Origin of the sequence: Vibrio sp. 10N.261.55.A10 (genome assembly GCF_041470825.1) — a bacterium.
GTDB classification, from domain to species: Bacteria; Pseudomonadota; Gammaproteobacteria; order Enterobacterales; family Vibrionaceae; genus Vibrio; species Vibrio crassostreae_C.
In genome coordinates this window covers 1-15,939 of the sequence record NZ_JBFRNC010000051.1, presented here as the reverse complement: position 1 = coordinate 15,939, position 15,939 = coordinate 1, and the positions used below count along the sequence as shown (strand labels likewise).

The window sequence follows — 15,939 nt, the reverse complement described above, 5'->3', positions numbered from 1 at the left end:
TATAACCTAAACACTAGGCTGCGTTTAGGATAATAAGAAGAAAAAACAATCAAAAATTAACATCATTAATTCAATAACTTAAGAGATGAAACATCATTAATATTGATAATTTTTATAATACCGTGAAATTATTTCCCGGTTGTTCCAATCCTTTTTAGTAAGCAAGTTAACAATCCATTAACCTGCGATATGAAAATACTATTAAGTCCTAGAGGGAATGACTATGAAAAATTCTAATCTTGCTGTTACAGCTGCAATCACAAGTGTACTAGCGTTCGGCGGTGCAGTTCTTACATCAGCACCTGCGGAAGCAGCAGCAAAAGAAAAATGCTACGGCGTGGCAAAAGCTGGCCAAAATGATTGTGCAACCAAAACAAGCTCATGTGCGGGTACAGCAAAAGAAGACAACCAATCCGATGCGTTCGTAGTCGTACCTAAAGGGCTATGTGGCAAATTATCAGGTGGTAACACTCAATCATCATAATTGAGCTGCTTAGTATGGTGAGCTGACATTCAGCTCACCTCCACTTCTTGTTAGGAGAATCGTTGTGACTCAAACTCTTCACCCCTACGCAGGGGTTGGCCTTAGAACACCGCACTTGGACTTCTTTAGCCAAAATCCAGCCTTAGTAAGTTGGTTAGAAGTTCACAGCGAGAACTACTTCTTAGCTCAATCACCGCAACGACAACAACTCAGAGAAATTCGTCACGCACACAACATCAGTTGTCACGGTGTTGGGTTGTCGCTAGGTTCTGTTGAGCGCATCAATCAACATCATCTTGTGCAATTAAAAGAGCTCATTGATGATATCGAACCCTTCTTGGTTTCTGATCATCTCAGTTGGAGTCAGACAGGTGGTCATTACTTCAATGACTTGCTACCGCTGCCTTACACAGAAGAAGCATTGGAAGTCTTCTGTCGTAATGTCATCGAGGTTCAAGACAGCTTGCAACGCCCGATGTTGATTGAGAACCCATCGAGCTACCTATCCTTCAAGCATTCTACTATTCCTGAGTGGGAGTTTTTGGCTGAGGTACAAAAGCGTACTGAGTGTCGCCTACTGCTCGATTTCAATAATATTTTCGTCTCATCTTTTAATCATGGCTTTAGTTGTGAAGAGTACTTAAACGGAATACCAGCAGACAAAGTTGAAGAGATTCACTTGGCAGGTTTTACCAAAAAGAAGCTTGAACAAGGTGAGATCTGGATAGACACACACAGTAAACCTGTCTGTGACGAAGTGTGGAAACTCTACACTGACTGGGTTGCACAACATGGTTTGCGCCATACCTTGATTGAGTGGGATCTCGATATCCCAGAGCCACAAGTTTTATTGGCTGAAGCAACCAAAGCCAGTGATATCTTGTATCAACACGACAAGTTCAACCAAAGGAGTCGCGCCTCATGAGCCACCCCCTAGCAGAGGTTCAATTGGAGTTTGCTAACGCCCTACGCTATCAAAACAATGGTGAGTACTGCGACATAGTGAGCGACCATTTTACCGATGAACAACGCATCCAGATTTACCGTAATAACTTTGTGATCAGCTTGAGCGAAGTTCTGGCAGCAACCTACCCACTCACTGAAATGTTGGTTGGTGAAGAGTGCTTCCAACAGATGGCTCGTCAACATGTCTTACATTATCCATCGACCTCTGGTGATGTCAGTGGTTACGGTGAACACTTTGAACAGACTATCCAAGCCTTTCCTGCCGTTATTGAGGCTGCACCTTATCTCGGTGAAGTGGCTTTGTATGAATGGCAGAAAGATAGCTTGGTAAGGTTTTCGTCACAAGCACATGTCGACCAGAGACCTCTTTCTTGCCTTGCAGATGTACCACAAGAGCAACAAGGCGCTTTAGTCTTTCATCTCAAAGATTCAATAACACTGATTCATTCTAGTTACACGATTATCGCGCTTGAACACGCCATCTATCAGCAGCAACTTGATGGGCTAGACATCAACCAAGCTGAATTTGGGGTGTTAATCCGAGCTGAGAATTCACAGGTTGAGAGCCATAGTTTGAGTGAAGAGAGCCACCAACTCCTCACTGAATTGCAATCAGGTCGAACACTCTCAGCAATCGATCCTTTACTACTACAACATCTGAATACTGTCATGACACTAAACGTCATCTCAGGCTTTTCAATTAATGCCGAATTGGAGACATAATATGGATAACAACACAGCCACGAACATGATGGCTCAATACGACAGTTTGATTGAGAAATCACAGGCACTTTTTGTTCCCGTACTACTTCTGTTTTGTCGCCTATGGGTGGCGTGGGTCTTCTTTAATTCAGGACTCACCAAAATAGCCACTTGGGATAGCACCCTTTACTTGTTTGAATTGGAATACCAAGTGCCTCTTTTGCCTTGGGAATTGGCCGCTTACATGGGTACCGCAGCTGAATTGATTCTGCCGGTATTCTTAGCGCTTGGCTTGTTAACCCGACCAATGGCTGCAGTGCTGTTCGTTTTCAATATCATGGCCGTCGTGTCATACCCTGTATTGTGGGCACAAGGCTTCTATGATCATCAGCTTTGGGGATTAATGATTCTTATCGTCGTGGTATGGGGAGCTGGACCATTTTCACTTGATAGAATCTTAAAAGCGCAGTTCAAAAACTAAACCTCTTTTCCATGGTCTCTAAATTTACATAGGTCCAAAACGCAAAAAACCACTCAATTGAGTGGTTTCTTTTTATCTGGAATAAACTACTTGTTACTTGTTTAGAAAAGCTTGTAGCTCTTCAGCAGAGATACCTTGCTCGGCTAGCTCTTTTGCTAGTAGCTGAACTTGTTCACCTTTACGAGATTCAACCACGCGTTGAAATTGGTAAATGATATCTCGCAAAGTATCAATTGGAACTTGTTTTGCCGCACTGCGAATACGCTCTTCACTTTGGTTTCCTAGCTCTTTAAGCAATTTACCAAACATGACCTTTTCAGGTGCATCTTCCATTTGTTCTAAGATGCGCGCCATTTCGTAGGTTGTTAATGACATTACAGTATTTTCCGTTGGGGACTAACGTTTCAATGAGTGACAAATATACCATGTTTTAACGTTTCGCAAACCGCCATTTGTATATTTTGTCACCCTTGAGACTTATGCCTTAGCAAACGTCGTGTGCCACGACTTACCCGCTTTGCTCGCAAGCACTAACAATGCAGGAACAATAAGGAACATTTGCAGAGCAATCATCACTTGAGACGTTAAATCAAGACGTTGCATCGTACCAACAAGCAGTCCTGAACCACTCATTTGGAACAAGCCAAGCAACGCAGCTGCGGTACCCGCACGGTCACCAAAAGGTTCAAGTGCCTTACCGGCTGCGGCACCAAGAATCCAAGCGAAGCCAACTGAAGATAGGAAAATCGGCAGCATGAATGCGATCGCGCTAGCATGCTCAGCAAGCACCAACATAACCACACCCGCTAAGCCAAGCGTTGAAATACCGACAACCAATGCTTTGTAAGTACCAAAACGATCCATAAACTTCGGCGCAGTGAATGCAGCCGTGATGTTGATAACCGCGTTGATGCCAAACCAGAATGTAAACTCATTCATCGTCAAACCTAGGTTTTCCATCAGCACAACAGGTGCAGAGGTAACGTAAGCAAGGATTACTGCCATCGCCATTAAGCACAAAGTTGCATGGAAGATGAATGATGGTGTTTTCAATACCGACCAGTAACGCTCAAGTTTGAACACCGCGACCTTTTCTGTCGCCGGATTAGACTCTTTCATTTGGAAAAACAAAATGGTGCCAACCACGACAGCGAACACAGCCATGAAGCTGAAGTTCGAGCGCCAGCCAAACTGTTGAGTTAACCAAGCACCCAGAATCGGTGCTAGTGCAGGAATAAAGCAAATGGCACCATTGAGGTAACTGATCATACGGCCACTCTTCTCAGGGCCAAATAGATCGCGAACCGTCGCAAAGGCTGCTACAGAAGTCGCACAAGCTCCTAAGCCTTGTAGCAGCCGAGCTATTAGCATCATATCAATCGATTGAGATGCCCACGCCAAGCAAGCACTCAATGCATAGATACTAACACCTCCCAATGCAACGGTTCGACGTCCTAACTTATCAGCCAAAGGGCCTGCAAATAATTGCCCGACACCCATGGCGAATAAAAACCAAGTAATCGTATCTTGTGCTAGTGCGTGTTCCACGTGAAACGCTGTTGAAATTTGTGGCAGAGCTGGAAGATAAATATCTATAGCCAGAGGGCTAAATAGAACCAGCATTGCCAATAAAGCAACCTGCAGTTTACTAGGGGTTGGAAGCGCGTTAGAAGGCACAAGATTCTCCGAATGAGTTAATTTAGGTGCATAATAACCAACTAAAGATATGAACAAAAATGGCATATACTCATTAGCATTATTCCAAATAGGAAACTCACATGAATATCGAGAAACTATCACGCCTCGACCTCAATCTATTGGTTTGCTTGCAGGTGCTGATGGAAGAGCTGAGTGTCACTCGCACTGCGCATCGATTGTGCTTGAGTCAATCGGCTGTGAGTAAGTCGCTAGCCAAGCTTCGTGAACAATTTAATGACCCCCTTTTCACACGAAGTGCTCATGGCCTACGTCCAACACCGAAAGCTGTTTTCCTTAAGCCTCGGTTAGAAACGTTGATCAACCAACTTGATGTTCTCACTCAGCCTGAGACATTCATTCCCAACAACAGCGACCATAGTTTTCACATTGCTGCCGTTGAGAGTGTTTACCCGCTGATTCTTCCTCACTTCTTACCGGCGATATTTCGACAAGCACCTAAGGTTAATATCAACACCCACGCGTGGACCGAACAAACCTTTAAGAAGCTACAGCTTGGTGAGTTAGATATCGGACTCACAGGTAAAGACATCGACATCAACGACGCGCGCTTAACCATGCTGCCGCCAGACGACATCTGCGAACAAGAGATCTACCGTGATGCACAGATGTGTGTATTAAGGCGTAACCACCCTGCTCTAAGTGGTAAATGGGATTTGGGAACCTACCTTGCGCAGCGTCATGTACAAGTAAGATGTGATGGGAACGATCGATGGCTGCTCGACTACAAACTGGCTGATCTTGGTCATCAGCGAGATATCGCTATTTCTGTTCCAGACTTCAATAGTGCAGCAAGCTTGTGTACCTATACCGACTTTGTGTTTACCGCACCAAGCCACTTTACTTACCTCGTCGCTAAACAACTCGACTTAGTGGTTGTGCCTTTACCAATGGAATTTCCTCCGATGGCATACACTCTGTTTTGGCACCGTGACAGAGAAAATGACCCAGCATTAACTTGGCTACGAGATATCATCAAAGAAAAAACTCTGCACCTTAGATAAAAATGGCGTACAGCGTTTGCAGCAAACGAACAAAAGCGCTAGCTTATTGACCTAATAAGTCCCCTCGCATATATATCGACTGTGAGTGTTAACAAGGACCCTAACAATAAGGATAAACACAGATGCATAATATCACTGTTGAACGCGTTGCTGCGGTTCGAGCTTGGCTTGAAACAAACAACCTAGATGCCGTTATCATTCCACACGAAGACGAATATCTAGGTGAATACGTTCCCGCTCATAACGAGCGACTTCACTGGTTAACAGGTTTCACTGGATCTGCAGGTGCCGCTGTTATCACTCGTGAAACTGCTGCTATTTTTGTTGATGGTCGCTACACCGTTCAGGTTCGTAAGCAAGTGCCAGTAGAGTTATTTGAGTATCGCCACCTTATTGAAGAACCGGCTTTAGATTGGATCATCAATTCATTGCCACAAGGTAGTAAGGTTGCATTCGACCCACGCATGCACACAGCAGCTTGGCTGAAAGGCGCACAAGCAAAACTAGCAGAGAAAGTTGAGCTAACAACGCTCCCAGCAAACCCAATTGATGAGCTTTGGTCTGATCGCCCTGAGCCTGTCGTGTCTGATGTGCGCTTAATGGCAACAAACGCCGTTGGTCAATCAAGCGAGAGTAAGCGCGCGGAGATTGCTGGCTTACTAAAAGCAAAAGGTGCGGACGCCGCTATCCTTACCGAGCTTGACTCAATATGTTGGTTGCTTAACATTCGTGGCTTGGACGTATCTCGCCTACCTGTTGTGTTATCCAACGCGATCATTCACGCCGATGAAAGCGTCGATTTCTTCCTAGACCCAGCACGCATCCCGGCTGGCTTTGAAGCTCACGTTGGTAATGGTATTCGCGTTTCTCACCCATCTGAGCTTGAAGCACGCCTTCAATCTTTGGAAGGCAAAAATGTATCTGTCGATTCAGGTACCAGTAACGCTTGGTACACGCTGGTTCTACAAAACGCTGGCGCTCATCTCATTGAAGCAGCAGACCCATGTCTAATGCCAAAGGCAGCAAAGAATGAAACTGAAATTGCCGGCATGAAAGCGTGTCACATTCGTGATGGTGTTGCGATGGCGAAATTCCTATCTTGGATTGATGCAGAAGTCGCGCAAGGTAACCTACACAACGAAGCGGTATTGGCTGACAAAGTACAATCATTCCGTGAGCAAGACCCAACATTGATGGACCTAAGTTTTGACACGATTTCAGCTGCAGGCGGTAACGCAGCAATGTGTCACTACAACCATGAGAATCAACCTGAACCAGGTCAGTTAGAGATGAATACTCTGTACCTAGTCGATTCAGGCGGTCAGTACCTAGACGGCACAACCGACATCACTCGTACTATCGCGATTGGCCAACCAAGCGACGAAATGATCCAGCAGTTCACGCTAGCACTTAAAGGTCATATCGGCATTGCACGTGCACGTTTCCCTCAGGGAACTCGTGGTTTCCAACTAGATATCCTAGCGCGTCAGCACTTATGGGCAGAAGGCTTCGATTACGACCACGGTACTGGTCACGGTGTTGGTCATTTCCTAAGTGTTCATGAAGGACCGCAAAGCATCTCTAAGAAGCTGATCGACGTACCTCTTGTTGAAGGTATGGTGTTATCAAACGAGCCGGGTTACTACCGTGCTGATGAATTTGGTATCCGTATCGAGAACCTAGAACTGGTTGTTGAACTTCCAACTCAAGGTGATTTCTCAGTACTAACCTTTGAGTCGCTAACACGTTGCCCTATCGATAAGCGCAACATCAATGTTGATTTGCTAACACGACCTGAACTGGCGTGGCTGAACGACTACCATCAGAAAGTTTGGAACGACGTTAGCCCATTAGTTGAAGGTGATACATTGGAATGGTTACGCCAATCAACCACTCCATTGGCTCACGCTTAATGCTTCGCTAAGCTGTTAACTGAACCAAAATGAGCTTGCTAGGTTAAATAGCAAATAGCAAAACGGCTACCCAAAGGTAGCCGTTTTTATTTGCCTGTATCATTACATCGATGTTTCACGTGGAACATCAACCAATATGTTGATTAACCAGAATAGGCACTGTGCCAGTCTCGCCACACTGGGTCGAAACCACGCTGACGAATCATCGACTCAACATCAGCAGCACTTCTCTCGTCACTGATCTCAAACTGCTCGAGTTCTTCCTCACCCGAAGCATAACCACCGGGTTGGGTTTTCGAAGCTGCCGACATACTGGTGATACCCAAAGGCAACACGTTATCGCGGAAAGTTGCCGATTCACGGGTCGAAAGGGATAACTCGACCTCAGGATTCAAGAGTCGATATGCGCAGATAAGCTGAACCAGCTGTTTATCGTTCATGATTGATTTAGGCTGTAATCCACCACCAGAGTCTCCACCCTCACACGGACGAAGACGTGGGAATGAAATTGAGTAACGTGTTTGCCAATAAGTACGCTCTAAGTAATCTAAGTGAGCAGCAACAAAAAAGCAGTCGGTTCGCCAATCTTCCAATCCAATCAAAGCGCCAATACCTATCTTATCTATCCCCGCCTTTGCTAGGCGATCAGGGGTTTCAAGACGGTATTCAAAATCCATTTTATTGCCACGTAGATGATGCTCAGCGTAAGTTCTTGGCTGATAAGTCTCTTGGTAAACCATTACAGCATCTAGGCCGAGAGTTTTAAGCTCTGCGTAATCATGTTGATCAAGCGGCTGCACTTCCATCGCAAGGTAGTTGAATTGCTTTTTGATATTCGGCAACACCTGTCGAAAGTAATTCATCCCGACCTTAGTTTCATGTTCACCGGTGACTAACAAAATGCTATCGAACTTCATCTTTTTGATAGCCGCACTTTCGGCATCAATTTCATCCAAAGTAAGCGTGCGACGTTTGATACGGTTCTCCATTGAGAAGCCACAATACGTGCACGCATTAGCGCATAGATTCGAGAGGTACAAAGGAATGTAAAGCGACATTGTATTGCCAAATCGCTTACGAGTTAGCGCCAACGACTGTTGTGCCATCTGCTCTAAGTAAGGTTCTGCCGCCGGAGAGATCAGAGCCTTAAAGTCTTCTAAGTCACGTTTGGGTTTACTCAGAGCACGTTCAACATCCGCTGCCGTTTTACTGAAGATAGACATACCAATGTCATCCCAGTTGAGCTGTTTAAATCGATCAACAAACGTCATAGGTACACTACTCGTCTAGAAATGAAGTTAACGGGCTCGAAGCAACCGCGTGAGATACTTTTCCTGCAAGCCCAGCAAGGTAAGCCATACGACCCGCTTCAACTGCCAGCTTAAAGGCAATCGCCATATCGACGGGTTGTTGAGAAGCCGCAATCGCAGTATTCACTAACACAGCGTCTGCGCCCATTTCCATTGCACGAGCAGCATGCGATGGTGCGCCTATGCCTGCATCCACAATCACAGGGACATTCGCTTGGTCGATAATGATCTCTAAGAAGTCTGCAGACGCAATACCCTTATTTGAACCAATAGGTGCGCCCAGCGGCATAACTGCAGCGCAACCCACCTCTTCCAAGCGTTTACACAATACTGGATCGGCATGGCAGTAAGGCAACACAACAAAACCATCTTTAACCAGTTGCTCAGCAGCTTTAAGCGTCTCAATTGGGTCTGGCATCAAGTACTTTGGATCTGGGTGAATTTCCAGTTTAAGCCAGTTTGTGCCTAGCGCTTCACGAGCCAAATGCGCAGCAAAGACGGCATCTTTTGCACTCTTCGCCCCAGAGGTATTCGGTAGCAAGTTCACGCCAGCATCAATGATTGGTTGTAAAATGTCGTCTTGCTCAGAGCGAATATCGACTCTCTTCAACGCCATGGTTGCCAGTTGCGAACCTGAAGCTTCAATAGCACTCGCCATCAAATGCTTGTTTGCGAACTTCCCGGTTCCAGTGAAGAGTCGTGATTGAAACGTTTTATCAGCGATAGTTAACATGGTTAGCCTCCTGCAATGGCTTGGAAAAGAGAAATAGCATCGCCTTCATTGACGACAGTTTGTTGCCACTGGCTGCGCGGGACAACCGCATTATTGATTGCAAATACACAACCTAGATCAGGTAATGATAGAGCTTGGATAATGTCCGCTAGAGACGACAAGTGCGCGACCTGTTCTGGTTGCCCGTTTATAGAGATCGTTATATGACTCATTGGATTTCTTCTTCTAAATGCTTAACTGCAGACGCACTGCACACGGAACATTCATTATCTTGAGTGACCATTAAGTTTTGCCAGTTCATCGTTTGGCCATCGAACAGTTTGAGCTGGTGTGTTGCTACCTGAAACTCACCACGAGTTAAACGTTGAATAGCAGCCAAAGCTTGAAGGTTACCTATGGTGCCAACAACCGGGCCTATGACGCCGCTATCACTACAACGAGTCGTTTGTGGATGATGACTGAACGGAAACAAACAGTGATAGCACCCTTTCTGATTCTGATAATCAAAGACAATAAACTGGCCTTTCCAACCGATTGCAGATCCAGAAATCAAAGGTGTATTACTGCCGAAACACGCTTGGTTAACCTGCTGGCGTGACGCAAAGTTGTCAGTACAATCCAACACCAAATCAGCGAGCATCACTTCAAGTTCAAGCTGACTGTCACTCATTCGCTGATTGATGGTTCTAACTTGACTGCGACTATTGAGCTCAGTCAGTTGTTGCTTCATAGCTTCGACTTTAGGCGAACCTAACTGACTTTCTTTGAACGCGACCTGTCGTTGCAGGTTAGACGAATCCACACAGTCATCATCAACCAACACGATCTTTCCGACCCCCGAAGCCGCAAGGTAAAGAGCGGCAGCATTGCCTAAGCCACCACAACCAATCACTAACACATGGCTGTTTAATAGGTTTCGTTGCCCTTGCTCACCGACTTCAGGTAACGCAATTTGTCGTTGATAACGAATGAATTCGAAATCATTCAGCATGACTTAGCTCCTGAGTTACCTCTTTAGCAGCACCTGAAGAACGGTCAGCCATTAATGCTTCGAAGAACTCAATCACTTGCTTTGGTTCTTCGGCTAACGTAATCGCACGTACAACAGCAAGGCTCGATACCCCACAACTCCACACCTGTGCGGCCGTCGACTGGTCAATTCCACCAATCGCAACTGTCGGATAACCGGTGAGTTCTTCTGTGTATGGGATAGTATCAATCAGCTGCTGATAGAGAGATAAACGCACAAGTCCTTGAGGCTTCGATGGCATCTGCTTAGTGGTGGTTGGGAATATATGCCCCAGCGCAATATAGCTTGGGTTGATTTGCACAATGCGTAGCAACTCGTAATAACCATGAGTCGATAGACCGATCTTAATACCAGCTTGGCTCAGTTGAGATAGGTTGGATTCTTCGATGTCCTCTTGCCCCAAATGAACACCAAAAGCATCATGCTTAAGTGCCAATTGCCAATAGTCATTGATAAAAACCTGAGCGTTGTGCTCTCTACCGAGTTCGATAGATCGCGCGATTTGTTGTTCTAAATCTGCTTGCTGTGGGTTCTTAATACGCAGTTGAACTGTGTTAATTCCAAGCTTGAGCAGCCTTTCGATCCACTCAACATCATCAACCACTGGGTATAGTCCTAGGCTACTCTTACTCAATTCCGGGAACGACAGTGATGTTCCTTGGTGCGCCCAACCAACACTAATATCCAGTCGCTCATCTTCGAGAACGGGAATAGGAAAGTTTTGATAGTTTGCTGGCCATGTTCCACGTGAAACACTAGATGCTGCGCGAGCTAAAACCAGTGCATCTTCTAATGGGAATTCCAACGCCAACAAAGTAAGTAACCAAGCAAAGTGGCCACGACTATCTAACTCCTGATGAGCTGGAGTTTCACTCTTGATAGCACGATTAGAATCTAGCTGTGACCAGATATCCAATGCAGCTGAGTCATCTAAGACACCGATATAGATGGTATTCGGAGTTTGTGCCAAGGCATCGCGGACACCAGCTAGCGCCACTGAATGACTGTAATAAACGATATGATCAAGCTCACTTGAGCGACACTCCGCCAATGAATCAACATCATGAGCAAAACCAATAGATAACGCTTGCTGAGCATCAACGATAGAGAAGCATTGAGTTGGGCTTACACCCAACTCAACTGCATCGGTTGCCAAGCCTTGTCGCTTAGCAACCAATAGACAGCTTTGCACCTCTCCCGTTAGCTCAATATTTTGAGATGGGATAAGAATCTTCACTGTCATTATTCCTCTAATTGAGCTTCTTTTGCGCCTACTGCTGAGTGATAAAGTTCAGAGCCAGTATCACGGAACTCTTGTGATTTCTGACGCATCCCTTCCAACGGATTATCAAGCATCTTAATCTCGATAGCCTGATCAGCAGCCACTTGTTCAGTGTCTTTCGCGTACTCTCGAACTTCTTGAGAGATCTTCATTGAACAGAATTTAGGTCCACACATAGAGCAGAAGTGAGCAACCTTGCCCGATTCTTGTGGCAGGGTTTCATCGTGGAAAGAACGGGCTGTTTCTGGATCTAAAGCTAGATTAAATTGGTCTTCCCAACGGAATTCAAAACGAGCTTTAGATAATGCATTATCTCGGATTTGTGCGCCCGGATGCCCTTTTGCCAAGTCTGCTGCATGTGCTGCCAGCTTGTAAGTAATCAAGCCAGTCTTCACATCTTCTTTATTTGGTAAGCCCAAATGCTCTTTAGGTGTTACATAACAAAGCATCGCACAGCCGTACCAACCAATCATCGCCGCGCCAATACCAGAGGTAATGTGGTCATAACCCGGTGCAATATCAGTGGTCAGCGGGCCTAACGTATAGAAAGGCGCTTCATGGCAGTGCTCTAACTGCTCATCCATGTTCTCTTTAATAAGATGCATAGGTACATGTCCAGGACCTTCAATGATCACCTGAACATCGTATTCCCAAGCCACTTTAGTTAACTCACCTAGAGTACGTAACTCCGAGAACTGAGCCTCATCATTGGCATCTGCAATAGAGCCAGGACGTAGGCCGTCACCTAGTGACAAAGCCACATCGTACTTCGCACAGATCTCACAGATCTCGCGGAAGTGTGTGTATAGGAAGCTTTCTTGGTGATGTGCAAGACACCATTTCGCGATAATAGAGCCACCACGAGAAACAATACCTGTCACACGCTTAGCCGTCATAGGAACATAACGAAGAAGCAAACCAGCATGGATAGTGAAGTAATCAACGCCCTGCTCCGCTTGTTCAATCAAAGTATCGCGCATCACTTCCCAGTTAAGGTCTTCGGCTACGCCATTCACTTTCTCAAGCGCCTGATACATAGGAACCGTACCAATCGGCACTGGGCTATTACGTAGGATCCATTCACGAGTCTCGTGGATATTACGGCCAGTAGAAAGGTCCATCACGGTATCTCCACCCCAACGAGTTGACCATACTAGCTTCTCAACTTCTTCTTCAATCGAAGAACTTACTGAAGAGTTACCGATATTGGCGTTCACTTTCACTAAGAAGTTTCGTCCAATAATCATCGGCTCGGATTCAGGATGGTTAATGTTCGACGGAATGATAGCTCGGCCTTCAGCGACTTCTTTACGCACGAACTCAGGGGTGATTTCTTTCGGCAGGTTTGCGCCAAAATTATGGCCAGGGTGTTGGTGGTTTAGCTGCTCATCAGCAAATTTCTGACGTCCCATGTTCTCACGTATCGCAATGTACTCCATCTCAGGAGTGATAATTCCCTGACGAGCATAGTGCAACTGAGTAACACATTGATCGCCAGTCGCGCGACGAATTCTAGGCAGATTACCGTAACGAAGGTCGTCTAGAGTTTCATCTTCTAAACGCTCTTTGGTATAAACAGAACTTACATCGTCTAATAGTTCTGTATCACCACGCTCTTCAATCCATTGCTCTCGTAACTTAGGAAGGCCACTGTAAAGGTCAATTTCGTGCGTAGGGTCAGTATAAACACCAGAAGTGTCGTATACATGAATTGGTGCATTAGGTTCGAATACAGGCTCTTTTTTGGTACCACCAACAAGGCTATCTGCTAGTGATATTTCTCGTACAGGGACTTGAATGTCCTCGCGAGATCCTTGGATATAAGCTTTTTTTGAATTTGGATAAGGTTGTACGGATAAAGAATCAATGAAATTCTTCGCTTCCAGTCTTGCTTGTTTACGACTCGACATAGCATTTTTCCTTGGCTTTTAGCCATTATTTATAGGGATAAAAATGCTTGACGGATAAGATGCTACAAGAGGGATCACAGCAAGAAAATGCAGTTGTGATCTGGAGATAGATCTCTAGAAGGATTCTAGTTAGATATCTACTCTTGTTCCCTTCGCAGGTATTAGCCTGATCAGGTTCAACGGATCCCGAGTTAACGGTCTCAGCCATATGGCACTCCGACAAGTACGATCGAGTATATAAAAACGGCTTGGATAAACCAAGCCGAGTTGTTAACAAATCGTAAGAAAGTTTTAAGACTTTATCAGAAGTTGGAAGCCGATCCATGCGGCTGAAATACTGAGAACCACATTGAGCAGTACATTGAGCCCCATCTTGAAGAACGCACCCTGCTGCATAAGAAGCACGTTATCCATCGAAAACGTAGAAAATGTCGTCAGGGCTCCAAGGAAACCAAGACCGATAATTTGTCTCCACGGCTCCGTCGCAACCATCTCATTTTCAAACGCGGCGATGAGCAATCCCATAATCAAAGAGCCAATTACGTTAACAGTCAGCGTACCGTAAGGAAAACCACGCCCTAACATCACAACGCATAACTCTGAAATCAAGTAACGTGAACAAGCACCAAACGCGCCACCGATGGCGATAAAACCTAGAATAGATAACTGACCCATGAATCCTCCCAAACAATAATCCCTATATTCTAGCTTTAACGCCGATAAAAGCGAGGGTAGAAACTAAGAATGCATGCGCAAATATTAAACGTTACAGGTGTCACTTAACTTCAATATATCCCATCAAACCCGTTTTCATGTGTTCTATAACATGACAATGATACATCCAGCGGCCAGGGTTGTCGGCTACAAATGCAGCTTTAGCTCGGCCATTTTTTCCAAGTAACACTGTATCAGTATGGAAAGGTTCTTCAACTTTCTTCCCATCAAGTTCCAATACAGTGAATGTATGGCCGTGAATGTGAATCGGGTGATGATATTGAGTGACGTTCTTAAGATCGAATATATAGGTTTTTCCCAGCTCTAAAGTCGCCAACGGTTCAGGGATATTATCTTTGCTCATCCCCTCCCATGCTCGTTTATTAGTTAGCCAAAACTTAGGCATAGATTTACCATCTTTAGATACTGGAGAAACCGCCCCTTCCCATTCAAATAAAAAGTCGATTTCTTCTGCATTAGCCAAATCTAAATTGGGCACAGGATTAAGGGGTAAAGAAGGCAGAGAGCGATTCTCAACAAGGGTTGAATCTACAACCTCGAACTCACACAAAGAGAAAGGAAAGCGTCCTTTCATTTGAAGGACGCTAACTCGCCCACCGGCTTTGGGTGCTATCAGTCCAATATCCACTCGCATCCCTGGACCAATTTTATGTTGCGTCAGCTTATAAGGTGTTTTTACAGGGTTACCATCAATGGCAATCACCCATGCCTCAGCCCCTTCGACAGCTATAGGGTAAGTGATCGTATTGTCGACATTAGCGATACGTAGCCTGGTTGTTGCATGTTGTTTTAACTCATAGACAGGCTCATGTATTCCATTAACGCTACTCCACTCTCCTGGCGTACCCATACGAGCACTGAGTCGTGGGATCATTAGATCTTTCCATTGGCCTTTCTTATCTATATGCCAATGTTTAAGCATCAGTGCGTGCTCTTCATCAAACGGCACTGGAATGCTCTCCTCAACGATAATTAGACCAACCAAGCCCATACCAAGCTGCTTAACGCTGTTCATATGTGGGTGATACCAAAACGTGCCAGCATCTGGTGGCGTAAATTCATAAATGAATGTTTCACCTGGCATGATCGGTGGTTGGCTCAAGAAGGGAACCCCATCCATTTCGATAGGAATCCTTAAACCATGCCAATGAATAGTTGTCGGTTCTGATAGCTTGTTGGTAAAACGGATCGTTACCTTTTCACCTTGTCGACATCGAATCGTTGGTGCTGGAATCTGACCATTAAAGCCTAGAATATCAGTCTCAAACCCCGTCACGAGTTCAGCGGTTGAAGGCTCTGCCGTTAAGTCATAAACATACTTTCCTTGTTCATCAACCGACCGTTTCATTGAGCAAGCGGGCAGTACAGTGAGTGCAGATATAGCGAGAGATGATTGAATAAACTTACGACGGGAGATATCCATATTTGTTGCCTTTTAGTAATAACGACTAAAATTTAACAAAATATTGAGAACAGTTCTCATAAAGAAGCGTAGTTTGTGCTGTTGGTTGTTTATAAAAGAGACTGGGATAAGTAAGCACTTACACTTTTAAGGCCAGGTTTTATTAAAAGCAGGAATTACCGACTAATACCAATTAAAGTAAAAATGTGATCTAATTAAGATTGATGAATTATTGTGAAATTTAGCCATGGATAGCCTTAATAACACTGAC

The 15,939-nt window shown here is 45.1% G+C and carries 16 protein-coding genes and 1 riboswitch; of the genes, 6 read left to right on the top strand and 10 right to left on the bottom strand.

All coding sequences use genetic code 11. The features are described 5' to 3' along the window. Positions 1–223 precede the first annotated feature (223 nt). The 4 genes from AB4274_RS16200 (at position 224) to AB4274_RS16185 (ending at position 2,633) form a co-directional block, all read left to right on the top strand. The gene (locus tag AB4274_RS16200; protein WP_004736650.1) at positions 224–484 is read left to right on the top strand and encodes a DUF2282 domain-containing protein; all 261 of its coding nucleotides are present in this window, start codon (positions 224–226) and stop codon (positions 482–484) included. 64 nt (positions 485–548) lie between these two features. Beyond that, positions 549–1,409, top strand: a complete 861-nt coding sequence (locus tag AB4274_RS16195; RefSeq protein WP_017061324.1) for a DUF692 domain-containing protein — start codon at positions 549–551, stop codon at positions 1,407–1,409. Further along, positions 1,406–2,173, top strand: coding sequence for a DNA-binding domain-containing protein (locus AB4274_RS16190; protein ID WP_372112617.1), 768 nt, complete (start codon positions 1,406–1,408; stop codon positions 2,171–2,173). Before AB4274_RS16195 ends, AB4274_RS16190 begins: the two co-directional genes overlap by 4 nt. A 1-nt stretch (position 2,174) precedes the next feature. Beyond that, the gene (locus AB4274_RS16185) at positions 2,175–2,633 is read left to right on the top strand and encodes a DoxX family protein (RefSeq protein ID WP_372112615.1); all 459 of its coding nucleotides are present in this window, start codon (positions 2,175–2,177) and stop codon (positions 2,631–2,633) included. A gap of 93 nt (positions 2,634–2,726) precedes the next feature. On the opposite strand, the gene AB4274_RS16180 is transcribed toward AB4274_RS16185, so the two are convergent. Beyond that, entirely contained in the window at positions 2,727–3,008 is a 282-nt protein-coding gene (locus AB4274_RS16180; RefSeq protein ID WP_004736654.1) for a hypothetical protein, read from the bottom strand. Positions 3,009–3,110: 102 nt separating this feature from the next. Further along, the gene (locus AB4274_RS16175; protein WP_372112613.1) at positions 3,111–4,310 is read right to left on the bottom strand and encodes a multidrug effflux MFS transporter; all 1,200 of its coding nucleotides are present in this window, start codon (positions 4,308–4,310) and stop codon (positions 3,111–3,113) included. Positions 4,311–4,411: 101 nt separating this feature from the next. Between AB4274_RS16175 and AB4274_RS16170 the strand changes: the two genes are divergently transcribed. Further along, the gene (locus AB4274_RS16170; protein WP_004736656.1) at positions 4,412–5,353 is read left to right on the top strand and encodes a LysR substrate-binding domain-containing protein; all 942 of its coding nucleotides are present in this window, start codon (positions 4,412–4,414) and stop codon (positions 5,351–5,353) included. A gap of 122 nt (positions 5,354–5,475) precedes the next feature. Beyond that, entirely contained in the window at positions 5,476–7,266 is a 1,791-nt protein-coding gene (locus tag AB4274_RS16165; protein WP_372112611.1) for an aminopeptidase P family protein, read from the top strand. A gap of 143 nt (positions 7,267–7,409) precedes the next feature. Here the strand turns inward: AB4274_RS16165 and thiH are convergent, their stop codons facing one another. The 8 genes from thiH to AB4274_RS16125 all read right to left on the bottom strand — a co-directional run bounded on the left by thiH (position 7,410) and on the right by AB4274_RS16125 (position 15,689). Further along, positions 7,410–8,537 (bottom strand): 2-iminoacetate synthase ThiH, encoded by a 1,128-nt coding sequence (thiH, locus tag AB4274_RS16160; RefSeq protein WP_372112609.1) that lies wholly within the window; start codon positions 8,535–8,537, stop codon positions 7,410–7,412. 7 nt (positions 8,538–8,544) lie between these two features. Beyond that, a complete protein-coding gene (locus tag AB4274_RS16155; RefSeq protein WP_004736659.1) occupies positions 8,545–9,309 on the bottom strand; it encodes a thiazole synthase in 765 nt (254 codons plus the stop codon). Between the two features lie 2 nt (positions 9,310–9,311). After that, a complete protein-coding gene (gene thiS / locus AB4274_RS16150) occupies positions 9,312–9,521 on the bottom strand; it encodes a sulfur carrier protein ThiS (protein WP_372112608.1) in 210 nt (69 codons plus the stop codon). Then, a complete protein-coding gene (locus tag AB4274_RS16145; protein WP_372112606.1) occupies positions 9,518–10,300 on the bottom strand; it encodes a ThiF family adenylyltransferase in 783 nt (260 codons plus the stop codon). The genes thiS and AB4274_RS16145 overlap by 4 nt, the downstream gene beginning before the upstream one ends. Beyond that, the gene (locus AB4274_RS16140) at positions 10,290–11,582 is read right to left on the bottom strand and encodes a thiamine phosphate synthase (RefSeq protein ID WP_372112604.1); all 1,293 of its coding nucleotides are present in this window, start codon (positions 11,580–11,582) and stop codon (positions 10,290–10,292) included. The genes AB4274_RS16145 and AB4274_RS16140 overlap by 11 nt, the downstream gene beginning before the upstream one ends. Then, a complete protein-coding gene (thiC, locus tag AB4274_RS16135) occupies positions 11,582–13,531 on the bottom strand; it encodes a phosphomethylpyrimidine synthase ThiC (RefSeq protein WP_372112602.1) in 1,950 nt (649 codons plus the stop codon). The genes AB4274_RS16140 and thiC overlap by 1 nt, the downstream gene beginning before the upstream one ends. Before the next feature lie 130 nt (positions 13,532–13,661). Then, positions 13,662–13,760: riboswitch (TPP riboswitch) on the bottom strand. 62 nt (positions 13,761–13,822) lie between these two features. Then, entirely contained in the window at positions 13,823–14,206 is a 384-nt protein-coding gene (gene crcB, locus AB4274_RS16130) for a fluoride efflux transporter CrcB (RefSeq protein ID WP_004736665.1), read from the bottom strand. 100 nt (positions 14,207–14,306) lie between these two features. Beyond that, positions 14,307–15,689: a multicopper oxidase family protein gene (locus AB4274_RS16125; protein WP_372098575.1), complete on the bottom strand. Its 1,383-nt coding sequence runs from the start codon at positions 15,687–15,689 to the stop codon at positions 14,307–14,309. Positions 15,690–15,939: the final 250 nt, after the last annotated feature.

What these genes read in the sequence shown, in the direction of transcription:
- AB4274_RS16125 (WP_372098575.1), bottom strand. Translation starts at nt 15,689, where the DNA reads ATGGATATCTCCCGTCGTAAGTTTATTCAATCATCTCTCGCTATATCT.
- AB4274_RS16180 (WP_004736654.1), bottom strand. Translation starts at nt 3,008, where the DNA reads ATGTCATTAACAACCTACGAAATGGCGCGCATCTTAGAACAAATGGAA.
- thiH (WP_372112609.1), bottom strand. Translation starts at nt 8,537, where the DNA reads ATGACGTTTGTTGATCGATTTAAACAGCTCAACTGGGATGACATTGGT.
- crcB (WP_004736665.1), bottom strand. Translation starts at nt 14,206, where the DNA reads ATGGGTCAGTTATCTATTCTAGGTTTTATCGCCATCGGTGGCGCGTTT.
- thiC (WP_372112602.1), bottom strand. Translation starts at nt 13,531, where the DNA reads ATGTCGAGTCGTAAACAAGCAAGACTGGAAGCGAAGAATTTCATTGAT.
- thiS (WP_372112608.1), bottom strand. Translation starts at nt 9,521, where the DNA reads ATGAGTCATATAACGATCTCTATAAACGGGCAACCAGAACAGGTCGCG.
- AB4274_RS16140 (WP_372112604.1), bottom strand. Translation starts at nt 11,582, where the DNA reads ATGACAGTGAAGATTCTTATCCCATCTCAAAATATTGAGCTAACGGGA.
- AB4274_RS16145 (WP_372112606.1), bottom strand. Translation starts at nt 10,300, where the DNA reads ATGCTGAATGATTTCGAATTCATTCGTTATCAACGACAAATTGCGTTA.
- AB4274_RS16155 (WP_004736659.1), bottom strand. Translation starts at nt 9,309, where the DNA reads ATGTTAACTATCGCTGATAAAACGTTTCAATCACGACTCTTCACTGGA.
- AB4274_RS16190 (WP_372112617.1), top strand. Translation starts at nt 1,406, where the DNA reads ATGAGCCACCCCCTAGCAGAGGTTCAATTGGAGTTTGCTAACGCCCTA.
- AB4274_RS16170 (WP_004736656.1), top strand. Translation starts at nt 4,412, where the DNA reads ATGAATATCGAGAAACTATCACGCCTCGACCTCAATCTATTGGTTTGC.
- AB4274_RS16165 (WP_372112611.1), top strand. Translation starts at nt 5,476, where the DNA reads ATGCATAATATCACTGTTGAACGCGTTGCTGCGGTTCGAGCTTGGCTT.
- AB4274_RS16200 (WP_004736650.1), top strand. Translation starts at nt 224, where the DNA reads ATGAAAAATTCTAATCTTGCTGTTACAGCTGCAATCACAAGTGTACTA.
- AB4274_RS16185 (WP_372112615.1), top strand. Translation starts at nt 2,175, where the DNA reads ATGGATAACAACACAGCCACGAACATGATGGCTCAATACGACAGTTTG.